16 protein-coding genes are annotated in these 17,541 nt (G+C 58.9%); 5 read left to right on the top strand and 11 right to left on the bottom strand.

Features of this window, described 5'->3' with window-relative positions; translation table 11 throughout:
• Positions 1–85 precede the first annotated feature (85 nt).
• Entirely contained in the window at positions 86–1,129 is a 1,044-nt protein-coding gene (locus tag HMPREF2860_RS05850) for a C40 family peptidase (RefSeq protein WP_070628792.1), read from the bottom strand.
• Complete coding sequence (locus HMPREF2860_RS05845; RefSeq protein ID WP_038627794.1) at positions 1,129–1,449, bottom strand: hypothetical protein; 321 nt, start codon at positions 1,447–1,449, stop codon at positions 1,129–1,131. Before HMPREF2860_RS05845 ends, HMPREF2860_RS05850 begins: the two co-directional genes overlap by 1 nt.
• Positions 1,450–1,796: 347 nt before the next feature.
• Here HMPREF2860_RS05845 and upp point away from each other — a divergent pair, with 347 nt between their 5' ends.
• Positions 1,797–2,432: a uracil phosphoribosyltransferase gene (gene upp, locus HMPREF2860_RS05840; protein WP_070628656.1), complete on the top strand. Its 636-nt coding sequence runs from the start codon at positions 1,797–1,799 to the stop codon at positions 2,430–2,432.
• Between the two features lie 9 nt (positions 2,433–2,441).
• Here the strand turns inward: upp and HMPREF2860_RS11045 are convergent, their stop codons facing one another.
• Entirely contained in the window at positions 2,442–3,125 is a 684-nt protein-coding gene (locus tag HMPREF2860_RS11045; RefSeq protein WP_141737476.1) for a hypothetical protein, read from the bottom strand.
• A gap of 172 nt (positions 3,126–3,297) precedes the next feature.
• On the opposite strand from HMPREF2860_RS11045, the gene HMPREF2860_RS05825 reads away from it, so the two are divergent.
• Both HMPREF2860_RS05825 and HMPREF2860_RS05820 read left to right on the top strand, forming a co-directional pair.
• Complete coding sequence (locus HMPREF2860_RS05825; protein ID WP_191622307.1) at positions 3,298–4,548, top strand: M20 family metallopeptidase; 1,251 nt, start codon at positions 3,298–3,300, stop codon at positions 4,546–4,548.
• A gap of 75 nt (positions 4,549–4,623) precedes the next feature.
• Positions 4,624–6,033, top strand: coding sequence for an NAD(P)H-quinone dehydrogenase (locus HMPREF2860_RS05820; protein WP_038627803.1), 1,410 nt, complete (start codon positions 4,624–4,626; stop codon positions 6,031–6,033).
• 122 nt (positions 6,034–6,155) lie between these two features.
• Here HMPREF2860_RS05820 and HMPREF2860_RS05815 read toward each other — a convergent pair whose 3' ends face one another.
• From HMPREF2860_RS05815 to pgi, 5 genes are all read right to left on the bottom strand, one after another.
• Positions 6,156–6,434: a mycoredoxin gene (locus HMPREF2860_RS05815; RefSeq protein WP_038627805.1), complete on the bottom strand. Its 279-nt coding sequence runs from the start codon at positions 6,432–6,434 to the stop codon at positions 6,156–6,158.
• 139 nt (positions 6,435–6,573) lie between these two features.
• A complete protein-coding gene (locus HMPREF2860_RS05810; protein WP_038627807.1) occupies positions 6,574–7,104 on the bottom strand; it encodes a dihydrofolate reductase in 531 nt (176 codons plus the stop codon).
• A 23-nt stretch (positions 7,105–7,127) separates the two neighbouring features.
• The gene (locus HMPREF2860_RS05805) at positions 7,128–7,964 is read right to left on the bottom strand and encodes a thymidylate synthase (protein ID WP_049182304.1); all 837 of its coding nucleotides are present in this window, start codon (positions 7,962–7,964) and stop codon (positions 7,128–7,130) included.
• Positions 7,965–7,980: 16 nt separating this feature from the next.
• Positions 7,981–8,736, bottom strand: a complete 756-nt coding sequence (locus tag HMPREF2860_RS05800) for a 3'(2'),5'-bisphosphate nucleotidase CysQ (protein WP_070628655.1) — start codon at positions 8,734–8,736, stop codon at positions 7,981–7,983.
• 394 nt (positions 8,737–9,130) lie between these two features.
• Positions 9,131–10,768 carry a glucose-6-phosphate isomerase gene (gene pgi / locus HMPREF2860_RS05795; RefSeq protein ID WP_070628654.1) on the bottom strand — a complete coding sequence of 546 codons (1,638 nt, stop codon included), beginning with the start codon at positions 10,766–10,768 and terminating at the stop codon, positions 9,131–9,133.
• A gap of 213 nt (positions 10,769–10,981) precedes the next feature.
• Here pgi and HMPREF2860_RS05790 point away from each other — a divergent pair, with 213 nt between their 5' ends.
• Positions 10,982–12,463 (top strand): NAD-dependent succinate-semialdehyde dehydrogenase, encoded by a 1,482-nt coding sequence (locus HMPREF2860_RS05790; protein WP_070628653.1) that lies wholly within the window; start codon positions 10,982–10,984, stop codon positions 12,461–12,463.
• Positions 12,464–12,485: 22 nt separating this feature from the next.
• On the opposite strand, the gene HMPREF2860_RS05785 is transcribed toward HMPREF2860_RS05790, so the two are convergent.
• Entirely contained in the window at positions 12,486–12,860 is a 375-nt protein-coding gene (locus tag HMPREF2860_RS05785; protein ID WP_038627823.1) for a chorismate mutase, read from the bottom strand.
• Positions 12,861–12,925: 65 nt separating this feature from the next.
• Between HMPREF2860_RS05785 and HMPREF2860_RS05780 the strand changes: the two genes are divergently transcribed.
• The gene (locus HMPREF2860_RS05780; protein WP_070560885.1) at positions 12,926–15,625 is read left to right on the top strand and encodes a UvrD-helicase domain-containing protein; all 2,700 of its coding nucleotides are present in this window, start codon (positions 12,926–12,928) and stop codon (positions 15,623–15,625) included.
• Between the two features lie 67 nt (positions 15,626–15,692).
• Here the strand turns inward: HMPREF2860_RS05780 and HMPREF2860_RS05775 are convergent, their stop codons facing one another.
• On the bottom strand, positions 15,693–16,184 hold the full coding sequence (locus tag HMPREF2860_RS05775; protein ID WP_049190290.1) for a hotdog fold domain-containing protein: 492 nt from the start codon (positions 16,182–16,184) through the stop codon (positions 15,693–15,695).
• Between the two features lie 152 nt (positions 16,185–16,336).
• Complete coding sequence (locus tag HMPREF2860_RS05770; protein ID WP_083300229.1) at positions 16,337–17,044, bottom strand: M23 family metallopeptidase; 708 nt, start codon at positions 17,042–17,044, stop codon at positions 16,337–16,339.
• Between the last annotated feature and the right edge of the window lie 497 nt (positions 17,045–17,541).

The raw sequence follows: 17,541 nt of genomic DNA, 5'->3' as shown, positions 1-17,541 counted from the left end.
AAATTGTCATACCTGCAGCGCCCCCACGGGTGGCAAGTTTGCGTAGTCCTATCTTAGAAGTTTTACGACGCAGATACCCACCGCACTATCCGGTCGGGCGGTAGAACCCCTTAAACGGCATGCCGATGTTGGTTGTACGCACGGGGTTTACCTGTACCGGATCGCCCGCTTCGACCATCTTTCCGTCGCCGATAACCATGGCGACATGGCCGTCCCACACTGCAAGATCGCCAGGCAGCAGTTCATCCTGGCTCACCTGTCGGCCGACGGCCTGTGCTTCTGCCGTGCGGGGAATATCAACACCAGCTTGCCCGTAGGCCCAGTGCGTCAAGCCTGAACAATCGAGCGCCTGCCCCGGAGTATTTCCGCCCCAACCATAGGGCGTTCCCACGGCACTGAGTGCAGCTTTCACCGCAGCTTGGGCTTCTGGTGTCGGCGCGCCAGCCCCCGCATCCGCAGGCACCGGCGCGCCGCCCGAATCGGACGACGCCCACGAACCATCTGCAGCGTCGGTAGCGCTGGCCAATCCTGGGGTGTTCGTAGACGTAGAAGCGAAGGCGGCTTGAGTGGTTGCTGGGGCCTCCAACTGCGTCGGACGGGGTGGGGCAGGGGTGTCCACCGCGGTGCTTGCCTGCTGTATCAGCGACTGCACCAGAGGCCGCAGTTCTTGTTCTAGTTTCATGAGCCGCGCAATGGCCTGTGAGATCGCGGAACTGGCCGCTGAGACTAGGCTGGCACCGGTTGCGGCGAGACCTGCGGGCCCCGCAGCCGTCGCAGTCAGCGAGCCCATGGCGGAAGTAACAAAATCCATGGCAATCCGGGCCAAATCAGTGGCCGCTGACATTACTGCGGCTAGGCCCTTGGCAATGTCACTGTCAATGGTTCCGGCGCGAGCTTCCAAGTCGGCTGCCGCATTTGCAGCCTGTTTGAGGCTTGTTCCCGCGGCTCCTGCCCCGGAACGAGCACCATCGCCCCAGTTGCGGTCAACGGAATCTGCCACAGAGCGCCAGGCAGTACTCGCGGCGGGGATTGCGGCCCCAGCAAGTCCTGCCAGTGCGGGCGCGATGGCAGGACTTAGCTGTTGTGCAATCGCGCTGGGGACTTCCGTAAGTAGATTGGTGGGAAGCATCACGCACCGCCAATCCCGCGAGCTGCAACGGCTCCCATTTTCGGTGAAATGGACTGCAACGCATGTGCGCCTGCATCTTCAGCAGTGGACACCGCAGAGACAAGAGCGTTCAGTGCACGAGCAGCGCTGGTGCCGTACTCATTCAGCTCAGCCACATGCTCATGTTGGCGCTGTAGAGCAGTGGCTGCAGCGTGACAGAAGGGGCCGGCAAACGGGACGTCGCCAAGCGAGTGCAGTGCGCTGATGTCCAAGGCAGTGCCGCTGTCCTGCTGCGACAATGCGTCAAGGCGCGCGGCATTGGCAGAAATAAGCTCTGGCACCAGCGTAAAGACTGAGTCATTCCCGCTAGTGGCCGGAGAGAGAAATGATTGGCTGTGGGGACTGTGCGGTGATGGACGGGACAAGATTTACGGCCTCTCTAGGAAATTCGCGTGTGGTTAAACACTCAGTGCTGTGGCAGAACGGCTAGCGAGGTTCGGACGGCGACTGAGTGGCAAGTGGATTTGGTAGTAAGCGGGCTTACACAAATGGGGCGCAGTAAAAAGCCCTCGTATTGTTAGGCGCGAAAAAGGCCGATTCGGTTCCATCTTTTTTGCGGAACGCGTTTTCAGAAACTTGCGATGCCGGCACCAGAGCGGCAAAAGCAAAGCAATGTATTTTGGAAGGCATGGAGATTACCGTTGTCAACCATCCCTTGGCACAGTCACGTTTGACCATTCTGCGCGACGCGCGCACTGATAACGCGGGCTTCCGTGCGGCACTCGCCGATCTGGGCGCAATGCTGATTTACGAGGCAAGCCGGGAGCTGCCCGTCGATAACTTCGATGTTCAGACCCCAATCACCACCGCGCCGGGTTACCGTCTGCAGGATCCGCCGATTATTGTTCCCGTCATTCGTGCGGGGCTTGGCATGATTGATCCGTCGCTGTCGATGATTCCGGATGCGCAGGTGGGATTTATTGGCTTGGCTCGTAATGAGGAAACCCATGAGCCGGTGCCGTACCTCGAGGCGCTGCCGGAGGATTTGTCCGGGCGCACTGTCTTCCTGGTCGACCCAATGCTGGCAACCGGTGGTTCACTGCTGCATGCCCTGAAGCTGTTGGCAGATCGCGGAGCGGACAACATCACGGCCGTGTGCATCATTTCCGCACAGCAGGGTGTCGACGCCTTGAAGGAATCCGGTTTCCCGGTGCGTCTTGTCACCACTGTGGTGGACCCGGATCTTAACGAGGAGGCCTACATCGTGCCGGGGCTGGGAGATGCGGGCGACCGCCTCTACGGTCCCCGCAACATTGATCTTTAAGTTGATTTCTTAGGCAGTGCCCCAGGCTTCTGCAGCGTACTTTTTGACGACCTCGTTGTCCTTGGTCACAAGAACTCCGTCGGGGGACATCTGGTACTTGTACGAGCCGTTTTGTGCAACAACGCGGTCGCCCTCATCGACGATGATGTCCATCGATCCGGAACCCTGTGGTGTATCGGAGCGGTAGTACTTCTCGCCGGAGCGTGTCTCACAAGCAGCAGCCTTAATTCCCTGTTCAGCGGCGACAACAGCAAAAGCACGGTCGCCGCTGTCGCAGCGTGCGGAGCTGCCCACGAAGCCCAGGCCGTCCAGGTCGGAGCGCCCAGTGCCGAAGTCCTGTCCCTCCGGAGCTGATGTCGGCTCGGAGCTCGTCGTCGTGGATGACGAAGACGTGGTGCTCGGCGTCGACGACGAGGAAGATGTCGAAGTGCTCGGCGTGCTTGACGACGTCTCGGAGGTCTTCGACGTAGTTGTCGTCGTGGTGGTCGTCTTGCTCGTAGAAGTCGAACTCGTCGAGGACGGCGGTGTCGAACTGGGCGACGTCGGCTGCGAGGAGGAGGGGACCTCCGGACGCTGGGGCTCATCACTATTGTTCAGCGACAGGCCGATGGCGATGCCGATGACGACCACGAGTGCTGTGGCCACGATGATGATGGGGATGCTGAGAGACTTAGGTGTGCCATTGCCGGACATGCCTATTATCATCGCAGACTTCCTCAAAATGTGAAACATCTGATAATTGAAGAGGTCAAAGTTAAAGAAGTGACTCCTGGTCATGTGTACGTCTGGCGCTGACATTCAAGCGCTTGCCGGCCACTGCTATCGCTGGCCCAGTCGTCGGTAGGCCTCTTGTTACGGCCTGTCGATGGAGCGCTTACACTGGAGAGTTGTGATTGAGGAGTTTATTAAGCACTGGTGGGCCGAGCATGCGAACGAGATTCTCGAGTGGCGGCGGCATCTTCATGCGCACCCAGAGCTATCTCACATGGAGCACGCCACCACGGCTTTTGTGGAGGAGAAGCTGCGTGCTGCAGGGCTGAAACCAGTGCTGTTTCCCAACACCGGCTTGATGGTTGACATTGGTGAAGCCGAACTCGCCGGTAGTGACGCCGGAGGTGAACTCCCAGGGCGTCTCGCTTTCCGTGGTGACATAGACGCGCTTCCAATTACTGAGACCACGGGGCTGGAGTTTGCCAGCACCAACGATGGCGTCATGCATGCCTGCGGGCATGATTTTCACACCGCGATTACGCTCGCGACGGCATTGGCCATGGCTGAGTACCACGAGAAGCACACGTTGCCTACTCCGCTGCGTTTCATTTTCCAACCGGCAGAGGAAGTCATGGTTGGCGGTGCGCCCGAAGTTATCGCTGCCGGTGCGCTCAATGGTGTTGAACGTATTTTTGCTGTCCACTGTGAGCCGAAGTTACGTGTCGGTCACGTTGGCGTTCGAACAGGTGCCATCACCTCTGCAGCCGACACCCTGGAGATTCAGGTGCATGGTCCGGGCGGGCATACCTCTCGTCCGCAGATGACGGCCGATGTTGTCTATGCGCTGGGTAAATTGATTGTAGATTTGCCGGGCTTGCTGTCGCGACGCGTCGATCCTCGTACGGGCACCGTGCTGACGTTCGGCTCCGTTCACTCCGGGTACGCGCACAACGCGATTCCGTCGGAAGGCAGCGTCAGTGGCACCCTGCGCACCGCGGACATCAAGACCTGGCGCGACATCGATCCACTTGTGCGCGAACTGATTGAACAGGTCCTCGCTCCGACCGGCGCCGATTGCACCATCAACTACGAGCGTGGCGTGCCGCCTGTGCTTAACGACGAATACTGCACCGCCCTGATTGCGGAAGCGGTGCGACGAGTGGACGAGAATGCTGTCATTCAGGCCCCACAGTCGTCCGGCGGCGAGGACTTCGGTTGGTATCTCGAGCACGTCCCGGGTGCGATGGCTCGTCTGGGCTGCTGGTCCGGTCGTGGAGACAAGCACGATTTGCACCGAGATGATCTAATCGTGGACGAGCGTTGCCTGGGCGTTGGTGTGAAACTCTTCGCTGGCATCGTCGCACGCTATGAGGATGGCGCGCAGCCAACCATGACTGTCCGTTAGAATATTGGGGCAAAGCGGGGAAAATGCCTCCCGCGGTAGTTACATTGTGATATCCACGGCAACTTTGGAGGATTTGTGGCACAGAGGATCGTAATCATTGGCGGCGGCCCAGCCGGCTACGAAGCAGCGCTGGTTGGCGCCAAGTACGGTGCTGAAGTCACTGTGGTTGAGGATGCCGGTATGGGCGGTTCTTCCGTCCTGTGGGATTGCGTTCCCTCTAAGGCCTTCATCGCGGCGACGGGCGTTCGTACCGATATGCGCCGTGCGGACGAGATGGGTCTTCGCCCGGACTTCTCCCAGCGTAAAATCGACTTCACTGCGGTCAACGAGCGCGTTAAGCGCCTGGCGCAGCAGCAGTCTGACGATGTTCGCGCACAGATGGAGCGCGAGGGCATCAAGATGCTGCAGGGCCGCGGTCGTCTCGATGACCACGACCCGGGCCGTGTAACTCACTACGTCACCGTCGACTTGCTCGAGGGCGGCGAGGTCACTCTTGAAGCCGACCTGGTGCTGGTCTGCACCGGTGCGTCCCCACGTATTCTGCCGGGTGCGATTCCTGATGGTGACCGTATTTTGACCTGGCGTCAGGTTTACGAACTGGAGGAGCTGCCGGAGCACCTCATTGTGGTCGGTTCTGGTGTTACCGGCGCTGAGTTCGTATCCTCTTTCACCGAGTTGGGTGTGAAGGTCACCATGGTCGCTTCGCGTGACCGTATCCTGCCGCACGAGGATGCTGACGCTGCAGATGCCCTGGAGGAGGTCCTGCTGGAGCGCGGTGTGGACGTTGTGAAGAACGCCCGCTGTGATCTTGTCGAACGCACTGAGGACGGCGGCGTTCGCGTCGTCACTTCCGACGGCCGTGAGGTCTTCGGCTCCCACGCGTTGATGACCGTTGGATCGATTCCGAACACTGCGGATATGGGGCTGGACGCAAGTGGTGTGAAAATGACCCCGTCTGGCCACATTCACGTTGACCGTGTTTCCCGCACCAACGTGCCGGGTATCTACGCTGCCGGTGACTGCACCGACTTGTTCCCGCTGGCTTCCGTTGCAGCTATGCAGGGTCGTATTGCGATGTACCACGCCCTCGGTGAAGGTGTTTCGCCAATTCGCCTGCGCACCGTTTCCTCGGCAGTGTTCACCCGCCCGGAGATTGCGACTGTTGGTGTCTCCCAGGCTCAGATTGAGTCCGGTGAGGTCTCCGCTCGTGTTGAGGTTTTCCCGCTGGCAGGTAACCCGCGTGCGAAGATGCGCTCGCTGCGCCACGGCTTCGTCAAGCTGTTCTGCCGTAAGAATTCCGGCATGATTATCGGTGGTGTGGTGGTCGCTCCGACCGCCTCGGAGCTGATTCTGCCAATTGCTGTGTGTGTTTCCAACCAGCTCACCGTCGATGACCTGGCAAGCTCCTTCTCTGTCTACCCGTCGCTGTCTGGCTCGATTACTGAGGCTGCTCGTCAGCTGATGGCACACGACGATTTGGATTAATGCTGGTATCGCGACTGGCAGCATGACCGGCCGCACTCGTAATTAAAACAAGCCGAGCCCCGAAAGTGGGGCTCGGCTTTTTGGTTGTGCAATAAGAACGTACCGATGCGCTTATGCTGTGCTTACTTGCTGGAGAGCTCAGCGTACTTAGCGGTGACTTCCTCCACAGACGGATTCGTGGCGTGCTCGCCATCGGAGTACAGCACAGTCGGCACAACGCGGTTGCCGTCATTGACGGACTCAACCCACTTCGAAAGGTCGTCGTGCTTTTCGACGTCCCAAGCCTCAAACGGAGTGCCGTTTTCCTTCAGGCCAGCAATGAGGTTCTGGCAGAAAGGGCACCAGGCCGCAGCGTAAATGGTCACGTGTTCGGTGGTCTGTGGAGTCTTCACATCAGTCATACTTAGTCCAACGCGCGGACCAAGGCCGATATTCCATTGCGCAATACGTCCGCCGGGCAGTAGCCCCACCTCAGAGCCTTGCTAGGCAGCCTTCCCAGATGCTCTTCGGAGGCTTTCCTTCCGAGGCTTTTAAAGGAAGCTAATCCTCTATGCGCCGCCATGTGCAGAAGCGGTAGCGTAGGCCGGTCGTTGACGTCTGCCACGGGCCATCCTCAATGCGGACCCAGTCGTAGAGGTCGGGAGCCATGACCGGTACCGGGACATTGACATCAGTATCAATGTCGGTGACCACGCATTCGTCGGCAAGCGAAAGTGCATCGCGATAGACACGTCCGCCCCCGATAATCCATGCTGCGGGCTCGTCGGCGACGGCTGCGAGTGCAGCTTCGAGACTGGCTGCGGATTCACCGCCGGGGAAATCGGACACGGAGCGTGAAAGGACGATGTTTCGACGACCCGGGAGTGGACGGAACTTGGGATTCAGCGAGTCCCACGTGCGGCGCCCCATGATGACTGGTGCGCCCATCGTCGTTGTTTTGAAATGCTGGAGATCTTCAGGCAGATGCCAGGGCATAGTCGCGCCGTCGCCGATAATGCCGGCCCGAGACTGCGCCCAAATCATCCCTACAAACGGGGGCCTTGCACTGGTGGAAGCGGTGGACTCGTTCATGTCGACACTCACCTTTCGCTGACTTAGACAGCCACCTGACCGCGAATCAGAGGATGCGGGTCGTAGCCGATGACCTCGATGTCCTCGTAAGCGTAGTCGAAAATGCTGTCGGCCTTCCGAAGCTTCAGCGTGGGATAGGGGCGTGGCTCACGGGAGACCTGCAGTTCGCACTGTTCAATGTGGTTGTCATAGATGTGGCAATCACCACCGGTCCAGATGAACTCACCAACATCCAAGCCCGCCTGCTGCGCCATCATGTGCGTCAACAGTGCATAGGAAGCGATGTTAAATGGCACGCCCAGGAACATGTCCGCGCTGCGCTGGTAGAGCTGGCAGCTGAGCTTGCCATCTGCGACGTAGAACTGGAACAGCAGATGGCATGGCGGCAGCGCCATATTGGAAATCTCGGAGACATTCCAGGCGCTGACGATGTTGCGGCGGCTATCCGGGTTGGACTTCAAAGTCTCCAGCGCCTGTGCAATCTGGTCGATGTGGTGCCCATCCGGAGTGGGCCAGGAGCGCCACTGCACGCCATAGACCGGGCCGAGGTCGCCGTTGTCGTCTGCCCACTCATCCCAAATAGTCACTCCGCGGTCCTGGAGCCACCGGACGTTTGAATCGCCGCGGAGGAACCACAGCAGCTCGTACACGATGGACTTCAGGTGCACCTTTTTAGTGGTGATCAGCGGGAAGCCCTCGCTCAGATCAAAGCGCAGTTGGCGGCCGAACACTGAGCGAGTGCCCGTGCCAGTGCGGTCTGATTTCGCTGCTCCGTCAGCGAGAATTTCGCGCAGCAAATCCTCGTACGGAGTCTTAATGCCCTGATGAGGCTGTGTCGTGATGTCAGTGGAGTCGGTCATAGCCGCCCTAACTTACCTACTTCTGCTCTTGATTCTTGAATTCCTTCACCGCTGCCAGAATCTCCTCCGACAGGTCCGGTCGGCAGAACAGCATATCCGGCAGGAAAGTATCGACATTATTGTAGGTCGGCGCGGAGCCGTCTAGGCGGCTGACATGCAAACCGGCGGACTTAGCGACACCAACCGGCGCTGCCGAGTCCCACTCGTACTGACCACCGTCGTGGATGTAGGCGTCGTAGTCACCGAGCAGCACGTGCATTGCCTTCGCGCCAGCGGAGCCCATCTCCACCAGCTCCATGCCCAGCTTGTCAGCGACGTACTTCGCCACAGCCGGTGGGCGAGTACGCGATACGACAATCTTGCCCGCACGCGGCCCCTGCACAGCCTTGGCCTCACCCGTGTGGAAAACCTGGCAGTGATCCGGCAGACCAACAGCAGCGTGGGTCGGCTGACCGTCCTCTACCAGAGCGACATGAACTGCCCAGTCCTGACGGCCCGAAGCAAACTCTCGAGTGCCATCGAGTGGGTCAATGATCCACACACGCTTTGAGTCCAGGCGCTCACGGTTATCCGCGGCTTCCTCCGACAGCAGTCCGTCGTCCGGACGGTGCTGCTCCAGTACGCGGGCAATCCACTCCTGTGCCAGTGCGTCGCCGGCATCTCCCAGAATGCGGCCACGCAGCAGGCCTACGTTGCGGACACCCTTGAGAATTTCACTGGCGCCCACGGCAAGTCGATAGGCAAGAACATCATCTTCAATGTAGGCAGACATGACTTAGATACTATTCACTTTTTCCCAACCCCGCTTTACGACGAGATGCCGCGACTTATTCTCACCGCGGCCAGGTGGCCTCATTGGCTTAGCTCCAGACCTTGCGCAGGTGTTAGTTGAGCCTTGCTAGCTCCAGTTGCCGACTACGCATCCTGACTAGACTTAAGTGGCATGAAGACCTTGCTGAATATCATTTGGCTTTTGTTCGGTGGCCTGTGGCCAATGTCAAGATGATCCCGGTGACCTGCTTCCCATCTGGCAAGGAGATTGTTAAGGGCTATCGCGCTGACGGTTACGCGGTGAAGATTTAGAGGGATACAAATAACAAAAGTCCGCCCGCAGCGAGAAGCCGAGGGCGGGCTGTTAGCTATTTAGGCCAGCTGTCTAAGAGCCGCTAGCGCTTATCTCGGTACCACGTCAGCAGCGCATCGGTGGAAGTATCGCCAGAATCCGGTGCTACTTCACCAGTGACCGCAGGCAGCAGGTCACCGGCCTGCTGCTTGCCCAGCTCCACGCCCCACTGGTCGAAGGAGTTCAGGCCCCAGACAATGCCCTCGACGAAAGTGATGTGCTCGTAGAGTGCAATCAGCGCACCGACAGCGTCCGGGGTCAGTTCCTCGGCCATGATGGTCGTGGTCGGACGGTTACCCGGCATGACCTTGTGCTCTACGAGTTCCTCGGCAACGCCCTCTGCGCGAATTTCTTCTGCGGTCTTACCGAAGGCCAGCACCTTGGTCTGTGCGAAGAAGTTACTCATCAGCAGGTCGTGCATAGAACCTTCGCCGGAAGCCGTCGGCAGATCCTGGCGTGGACGGGCAAAGCCGATGAAGTCAGCCGGAACCAGGCGAGTTCCCTGGTGAAGGAGCTGGAAGAAAGCGTGCTGGCCGTTCGTTCCCGGCTCACCCCAGAAGATTTCTCCGGTGTTGTAGTCCACTCTCTTGCCGTCGGTACGCACGGACTTACCGTTCGATTCCATGGTGAGCTGCTGAAGGTACGCCGGGAAGCGAGAGAGATCTTCAGAGTAGGGCAGCACGGCATGCGACTGGGCGTCAAGGAAGTTTGAGTACCAGACATTCAGCATGCCCATCAGTACCGGCACGTTCTGCTCCAGCGGAGCGTTGAGGAAGTGCTCATCCATTGCGCGGAAGCCCTGCAGGAAGCGCATGAAGTCCATCGGACCAACGACGGCCATGATGGACAGGCCGATGGCGGAGTCGACGGAGTAGCGGCCGCCGACCCAGTCCCAGAAGCCAAACATGTTCTCAGTGTCGATGCCGAATTCGGCGACCTTTTCGGCATTCGTGGAAACGGCGACGAAGTGCTTGGCGACGGCTTCTTCGCTACCCAGCTGCTGGATAAGCCAGCGGCGAGCTGCGTGAGCGTTGGAGAGCGTCTCCTGCGTGGTGAAGGTCTTGGAAGCGACGATAAACAGCGTGGACTCCGGATCGACCTCATCCAGAACCGCATGTAGATCAGATGGGTCAACGTTAGAGACAAAGCGGGCATCAATGCCGGCAGTGGCGTAGGTGCGCAGCGCCTTGGTCACCATTGCCGGGCCCAAGTCGGAGCCACCGATGCCGATGTTGACCACAGTCTTAATAGTGTGACCCGTGTATCCCAGCCAGTCTCCACTGCGGAGGCTGCGAGCAAAGTCGCGCATGCGGCCGAGCACCTCATGCACGTCGGCAGCGACATCCTGGTCACCGACGGTCAGATTTTCCTCTGCTGGCAGGCGCAGCGCTGTGTGCAGCACGGAGCGGTTTTCAGTGGTGTTGATCTTGTCACCGCGGAACATCTTCTCGCGTGCTTCTTCGATGCCAGCGGCGCGAGCGAGCTCAACCAGCTCGGCAAAACCGTCGAGGCACATCAAGTTCTTGGAAAGGTCAACGTGGAGAGTGCCCGCATCGAAAGTCAGCTTCTCAGTGCGGCCATCTTCATTGGCGAAAAGCTCACGCAGCGAGGTGGCGCGAACATTGTCCACGCGCTTAGCCAGCTGAGCCCACTGTTCGGTTGCGGTGATATCTACAGTCATTCCTGCTCCCAGGTGAGTTTTGACGAAATGCACTTTATACCTCCCCAGACTAGTTGCGTTTTGGCGCTCTCGCCGGGCGACAGTATTCGATCAGGCGTGACCACAATCTGCTGGCAACTCGATTCCGCGATGCCTATGCTTCGCCTATGCGCCGACCATCCGCCACCTACGAGCCCCTAGCCCGCTTCAGCAAAGGCACCTACCCTGGAAAATATGACTGAGTTCACCCCTGATTACGACAACATCCTTAAAGATGTCCCCACAGGCCTTCTCCTCGGCGGCGAGTTCCGTCCCGCGTCGAATGGTGAGACCTTCGATGTCGTTAACCCCGCGACAGATAAGCCGCTGGTCCAGGTCACTTCCGCCACAGAGGAGGACGCCAGGCAGGCGCTTGACGACGCCGTCGCAGCCCAGAAGGAGTGGAAGGTAACCCCGCCCCGCAAGCGCAGCGAGATTCTTTACCGCGCTTTTGAACTCATCCGTCGGGATGCAGACAAGTTGGCCCAGCTGCAGTCCCTGGAGATGGGCCGTGCGTTGCCGGATTCCAAAGCTGAGGTCGGCTACGGCGGCGAGTTTTTCCGTTGGTTCGCTGAGGAGGCCGTGCGTATCTCCGGTGATTACCGAATTTCTCCGAGCGGAACCTCGCGCGTCGCGGTGATTAAGCAGCCGGTCGGCCCGGTTTTGGCTATTACGCCGTGGAATTTCCCGCTGGCTATGGGGACTCGCAAGATTGCCCCGGCACTCGCCGCCGGTTGCCCGGTCATTATTAAGCCCGCGTCCAAAACTCCGCTGACCATGCTCTACCTGGGCAAACTACTTATCGAGGCCGGTGTTCCCGCAGGCGTGATTTCCGTCCTGCCAACAGGGCACTCAGCCAACGTTTCGGCTCTGCTTTCCGATGACCGCCTGCGCAAGTTCACCTTCACCGGTTCCACCGAAGTTGGCCAGATGCTCGCTGCGAAGGCCACGGAAACCTCGATGAAGGTCTCCCTTGAACTCGGCGGAAATGCACCGTTTGTCATTCTCTCTGATGGCGATGTCGATAAGGCTGTGCAGGCAGTCAGTGACGCCAAGCTCCGCAATGGCGGCCAAGTGTGTATCGCCCCGAATCGCTTTATTGTTCATGAATCCAAGAAGGATGCGTTCGTCGAGGGCGTCGTCAAGCGTTTTGCGGAGCTGAAGTTGGGCGAGGGCACCGACCCTGCGACGGACCTTGGGCCACTCGCGCTGCGCGATCAACAGGAAAAGGTTCGTGATCTGGTTGACGATGCGGTCAAGCGCGGTGCGAAGGTCGAGTGCGGCGGCAAGATTCCAGATCTCGGCGGTGCGCTTTCCGACGGCTACTTTTTCGAGCCCACAGTTCTGACCGATGTGCCCGAGGATGCGGATATTGTCCGCGAAGAGATTTTCGGTCCGGTGGTTGCGGTGACGACCTTCACGGACGATGACCGGGCGATTGAGCAGGCAAATGACACCATCTTTGGTTTGGCTGCATATGTGTTCAGTGAGAATCTGACCAAGGCGCTCGGTGCGGCAGAGGCAGTGGAGTCCGGCATGGTTGCGGTCAATAAGGGCTCGCTGTCGGACCCGTCGGCGCCGTTCGGTGGTGTCAAGCAGTCCGGTCTTGGCCGTGAGGGCGGCTTCACCGGTATCGATGAGTTCCTAGAGGAAAAGCTGATTTCCCTGGAAGGCTAGCCGGACAGGTAGTTGGCGAGGGTTAGCCCAGGCGACCGCGTCCCATGCGCAGCAGAGCCGATGCGATCGCTGGGCCCTCTGGGCCAAGGGCGTCACGGAACTCGTTGATGATCTGCACCTCTCGGCCGTGCACGAGACGCGTGCCGCCAGATCCCAGGCGGGTTTTGCCGACGGCCTTACTGATTGCGGTGCGGCGTTGAATGGCATCGATAATCAGCCCGTCAAGGCGGTTGATTTCCTTGCGGTACTGTTCGATCTCCGCGGAGCTCAACGGGTCATCGGTGCCGGTGGGGGTGCGGACTTCAAAAGGGGATACTGCCGCAGCCTGTTGGCTGTGCTCAGCGCCGTTGGTGTTGTCGGTGTGTGCGGCGGGAGTGTCCGCAGGGTTTTCGCTCATAGTTCTTATTGTGCCAAAGGATTCGAACAGTCCAATCCGGGGGCTCGGCTACTGTAGTAGCCATCATGGGAAATGAAACTGGAATGTTGTTCGGGTCCTTCAATGCTGACGATGGCCGTCGTGGTGATAGCCATGGTGGTTCGAACCACGGTGAGTCGGGCGGTGCTACGCCTGGCCGTGGTGGGTTCGGCCACTTCGCCGGCGCTGGTAGCAATAGTGCGCCGAGTGGCGCTGCCAGCTTTGGCGGCGGTTTTGGCGGTGGCTTCGAGCCCAGTTTTGATTCAGAGTCGCTGTTAGAGGGGCTTAATCCGCAGCAGCGCCAAGCAGTGGAGCACATTGGCTCACCACTGTTGATTGTGGCTGGAGCGGGTTCGGGAAAGACGTCTGTGCTGACGCGCAGGATTGCATACCTGATCGGTGCGCGTGGGGTCCTGCCAAGCCAAATTTTGGCTATTACCTTTACCAATAAGGCCGCAGCCGAGATGCGCGAGCGTGTGGCGGGACTGGTCGGTGACCAGGCGCGGCGTATGTGGGTGTCCACGTTCCACTCCATGTGTGTGCGCATACTGCGCATGCAGCATGCGCTAGTACCGGGGCTTAATTCCAATTTCTCTATTTATGATTCGGACGACTCCCGGCGTTTGCTGTCCATGATCGCTAAGGACATGGACCTGGATGCCAAGAAGTTCACGGGCCGCGTGCTCTCGTCGCGTATCTCCAATCTCAAGAATGAGTTGATTGACCCGGAGAAGGCCCTCGCGGATGCCTCGACGACGCGCAATCCTTTTGATGATGTTGTTGCACGGGTTTACCTGGAGTACCAGACCAGGCTGCGGGCGGCTAATGCCGTGGACTTTGACGACCTAATCGGTGAGGTCGTTCGGATTTTCACCAATCACCCGCAGGTTGCAGAGTATTACCGTCGCCGCTTCCGGCATGTGTTGGTGGATGAGTACCAGGACACCAACCATGCGCAGTATGTTTTGGTCTCGACGCTCGTCGGCAAACCCGGTGGAGATGTGCCTCCGAGTGAGCTGTGTGTGGTGGGCGATTCGGACCAGTCCATTTATGCCTTCCGTGGTGCGACTATTCGAAATATTGAAGAGTTTGAAAAGGACTATCCCGAGGCCACGTCGATTCTGCTGGAGCAAAACTATCGCTCGACGCAGACGATTCTGTCGGCGGCCAATGCGTTGATTGCGCGGAATGAGAATCGCCGGGAGAAGAAGCTGTGGACCGATCTCGGTGAGGGCGGCAAGATCAAGGGCTACGTAGCGGACAATGAGCACGATGAAGCTCGGTTTATCGCTAACGAGATTGAGCAATTGGTCGACTACGGGCCGTACTCGTATTCGGATGTGGCGATTTTCTACCGCACCAATAATTCCTCTCGTGCGCTAGAGGATGTCTTCATTCGTATGGGCGTGCCGTACACGGTGGTTGGTGGCACCAGGTTTTATGAGCGTAAGGAAGTACGCGATATTGTCGCCTACCTGCGCGTTATCGAGAACTTCGACGATGATGTTTCGCTGCGTCGCATTATCAATACGCCGCGCCGCGGAATCGGTGACCGTGCGGTGGCGCATGTGTCTCTCTATGCCGAGGACGAGAGATGCTCGTTCGGCACGGCGCTACGTGCCGTAGCGGAGGGCAAGGTTCCGGCGGTGGCGGCGCGGAGTCGAAACGCGATGGCGGCGTTCGTCGAGATGATTGATGGCTTGGCGGCGGATATGGCATCCGGTGAACTGGCCGATATCGGTGATCTGGTCAACGCGATTATTGATCGCAGTGGGTACAAGTCGGAGCTCGAGCGCTCCAATGATCCGCAAGATGCCACGCGCCTGGACAACCTCAATGAGCTCGTCAGCGTTGCGCGGGAGTTCTCTGCAGAGGCGCGGATGATGTCATCGGTGGATATTAGCGCTGATGTAAATGAAGGCTCTGGCGCTGCAGCTGATGCTGAAAGCGGTACTGATACTAGTGGCGAGTCCGAGGTGGAATCTGGAATCGCGAATGACCTCGCGCGTGATTTCGCGGCCGACTTCGACAACGATGGGGAAGCGGTACCGGGAAGTCTGCAGGCATTCCTCGAGCGAGTTTCTCTGGTCGCCGATGCGGACCAGATTCCGGATGATGACACCGGTGTAGTGACACTGATGACGTTACATACGGCCAAGGGCCTGGAGTTTCCGGTGGTATTTCTCATTGGCTGGGAAGACGGACTGTTCCCGCACCTGCGCGCCCTGGGCGGTCCGAAGGAGCTGGCTGAAGAGCGACGTCTGGCCTATGTGGGTATTACCCGAGCTCGCAAGCAGCTGTATCTCACGCGCGCTGTGACTCGGTCCTCGTGGGGGTCGCCGCAGAATAATCCGCCTTCACGTTTCCTGGGGGAAGTCCCAAGCGACCTGATCGATTGGCTGCGCGAGGCTCCGGCTCGAAGCTGGGGCTCCGGTTCTGGTGGTTTCGGCTCTGGTGGCTACGGCGCAGGCAGCGCGTTTGGTCGTGGCCATGGTGCCTCGTCGGGCTTCGGTTCCAGCTCGGGCTTCGGCTCTGGTGGATCCTCTAACTCTGGTGCGTCATCCCGAAAGAAGAATCAGGTCTTGCACCTAGAGCCCGGTGACAAGGTTGTTCACGACAAGTACGGCTTAGGCACTGTGCTTGAGGTCCAAGGGGCCGCGCCCCGGGCAACTGTGATGATTGACTTTGGATCCGCAGGTAAGGTCCGCATGATGCTTATCGGCGGCGTGCCCATGGAGAAGTTGTAAAAGAACAACCACCGCCCGATTGGCCGTCCCTACCTGCGGCCGTGCACGTGCCACTATCGCGTGGAGGCTACTTAGGCTTCTTCGCCGTCACCCAGCAGTTGATGGTGGCATCTTGCACTTCGGTGCCGTTGGCATCGGTCAGCACGATGTGGACGGGAAAATCTACCCCGCCAGTCTCCGGTGTGATGGTGGAGAAGTCCGGCAACTCAGCCTTGGCCACAGCCGTCAGACCACCAACGGAGATGCGCTTGTAGTTCGTCGTCATGCCCTTTGGAACCCAGCGATGCGTTGTCGGTACGCTGGCCTCACAGAGCATGCCCATCGCGAACTCAGCGAGGTTACACGCAGCAATCGCATGCACGGACTTAATGTGATTACGCACGCCCCACCAAGCGGGCATATGCGCTACCGCCAGTCCAGGCTGCATCGTCTCTAACTTGGGGCAGATCGTGCGGAAATATGGCGCCGTCAATGCGGCGGCTAAGGAAAATAAACGCTTGCCGACGACCGGAGTCGCAGCCAACTTCTTCCACATGCGGAATGTTTGAGTCTCTGCCATGTGTCAAGAGTAAAGCCCCAGTACCGGCGGTGATGTCGGTTTCTGAAAAATTAATCAGACGAGGCTTGCAGCCGCAGTCAAACAGGGGGACAGTGCACAAGTAGAGCCCTCGCAGAGCGGCCAGGCCTGCTCGTATTTGTGCCGATACCTGATTAGTTCAGGTTCAGACCACGCTCGATGAACCAGGTCACCGGGTCGACCGGGGTGGTGCCATCCGGGTGAATCTCGAAGTGGAGATGCGTACCGGTGGAGAAGCCACGGTTACCCATACCAGCAATGACCTGGCCAGCTCGGACAGCTTCGCCGACAGCAACGTAGATGGACTCAATGTGGCCGTAGACGGAAACAGAGCCGTCGTCATGGCGAACGCGGATCCACTGACCGTAGCCCTGAGCCGGGCCTGCATCGATAACAGTGCCGTCCATGACGGACATGATTGGGGTGTTGGTGACGTTAGCCAGGTCGACACCATAGTGGAAAGTGCCCCAGCGCGAACCGAACGGTGAGGTCAGCAGCCCCACGGTCGGGATGGAGAGCTTCGGAGCGCGGGCAGCCTGGTCGCGAGCAACGCGCTCCTGGTTGTACTGCAACGCCGTAGCGAGGTGGTCGCTGAGGTTAGTGCTCGGATTGAAGGAGCTGGAGGCCAGCACCATCGGAGCATTGTTCTTCGGCTGAGCAGCGCGGGTCTGAGTCGAAGCTGAGTTCTCCGGAGCCTTATTCTCGGTCTCAGCTGCGTGGGCGACCGCGTTGGAAGAAGCAATCGTCGATGCGGACAGCGCGACCAGTGCTGCGCGAGAAGTTGCGGAAACCTCTACCTTGCGGTGCTTTCCGCCTCCGCGACGAGCATTGAAAAACGTCACTTCAATCTCCCTGCCAACGAAACTCTTTGTAACCCAACTGTTATCTAACTTCTGCGATAATAACGGTTCGATATAGGGCAAGCAACTCATATTTAGAGAACTTGTTCACTAATTTGTCAGTTTCAGTTCAATAGAGCCGTGCTGCGACCGTGGGGCTGTTGTCTTGTATCACGGATCCGGTGAAGCGCAACCGGTGTGTTGCCAGGGGATTTATGGCGGATGCCCCTTAATCGAGGGGGTGGGTAGGGAGGTCGGCAAGTAGTTTCCGGGTGAACTAAGGGTGTGGTAGCGGGGGTGACAAAAGGTAACCCATCGACGTTGGCAAATGGAAACCAACGGCGAAGCCACTTTGGGGGGGGGCAGCGGAGGAGATCGGACTCAACGGATACCGTCCGTCCTGGGATCCGTAGCTTCAAATTAGACTCTGCAATGCCTAAACAAAGAGGCGTTGTATGTATGGCACTATATGGCCATGGCTGTGACGCACCCTTGCGTGG

Source organism: Corynebacterium sp. HMSC064E10, from assembly GCF_001812505.1.
Classification (GTDB): domain Bacteria; phylum Actinomycetota; class Actinomycetes; order Mycobacteriales; family Mycobacteriaceae; genus Corynebacterium; species Corynebacterium amycolatum.
The sequence above is the reverse complement of the archived record's forward strand: the minus strand, read 5'-3'. Positions and strand labels throughout refer to the sequence as shown.

Excerpts from the sequence above, each read along its gene's own strand:
- HMPREF2860_RS05850 (WP_070628792.1), bottom strand. The coding sequence starts at position 1,129 with ATGCTTCCCACCAATCTACTTACGGAAGTCCCCAGCGCGATTGCACAA.
- pgi (WP_070628654.1), bottom strand. The coding sequence starts at position 10,768 with ATGACTGTAGATATCACCGCAACCGAACAGTGGGCTCAGCTGGCTAAG.
- HMPREF2860_RS05805 (WP_049182304.1), bottom strand. The coding sequence starts at position 7,964 with ATGACCGACTCCACTGACATCACGACACAGCCTCATCAGGGCATTAAG.
- HMPREF2860_RS05790 (WP_070628653.1), top strand. The coding sequence starts at position 10,982 with ATGACTGAGTTCACCCCTGATTACGACAACATCCTTAAAGATGTCCCC.
- HMPREF2860_RS05780 (WP_070560885.1), top strand. The coding sequence starts at position 12,926 with ATGGGAAATGAAACTGGAATGTTGTTCGGGTCCTTCAATGCTGACGAT.
- HMPREF2860_RS05815 (WP_038627805.1), bottom strand. The coding sequence starts at position 6,434 with ATGACTGATGTGAAGACTCCACAGACCACCGAACACGTGACCATTTAC.
- HMPREF2860_RS11045 (WP_141737476.1), bottom strand. The coding sequence starts at position 3,125 with ATGTCCGGCAATGGCACACCTAAGTCTCTCAGCATCCCCATCATCATC.
- upp (WP_070628656.1), top strand. The coding sequence starts at position 1,797 with ATGGAGATTACCGTTGTCAACCATCCCTTGGCACAGTCACGTTTGACC.
- HMPREF2860_RS05810 (WP_038627807.1), bottom strand. The coding sequence starts at position 7,104 with ATGAACGAGTCCACCGCTTCCACCAGTGCAAGGCCCCCGTTTGTAGGG.
- HMPREF2860_RS05825 (WP_191622307.1), top strand. The coding sequence starts at position 3,298 with ATGGAGCGCTTACACTGGAGAGTTGTGATTGAGGAGTTTATTAAGCAC.
- HMPREF2860_RS05785 (WP_038627823.1), bottom strand. The coding sequence starts at position 12,860 with ATGAGCGAAAACCCTGCGGACACTCCCGCCGCACACACCGACAACACC.
- HMPREF2860_RS05775 (WP_049190290.1), bottom strand. The coding sequence starts at position 16,184 with ATGGCAGAGACTCAAACATTCCGCATGTGGAAGAAGTTGGCTGCGACT.
- HMPREF2860_RS05800 (WP_070628655.1), bottom strand. The coding sequence starts at position 8,736 with ATGTCTGCCTACATTGAAGATGATGTTCTTGCCTATCGACTTGCCGTG.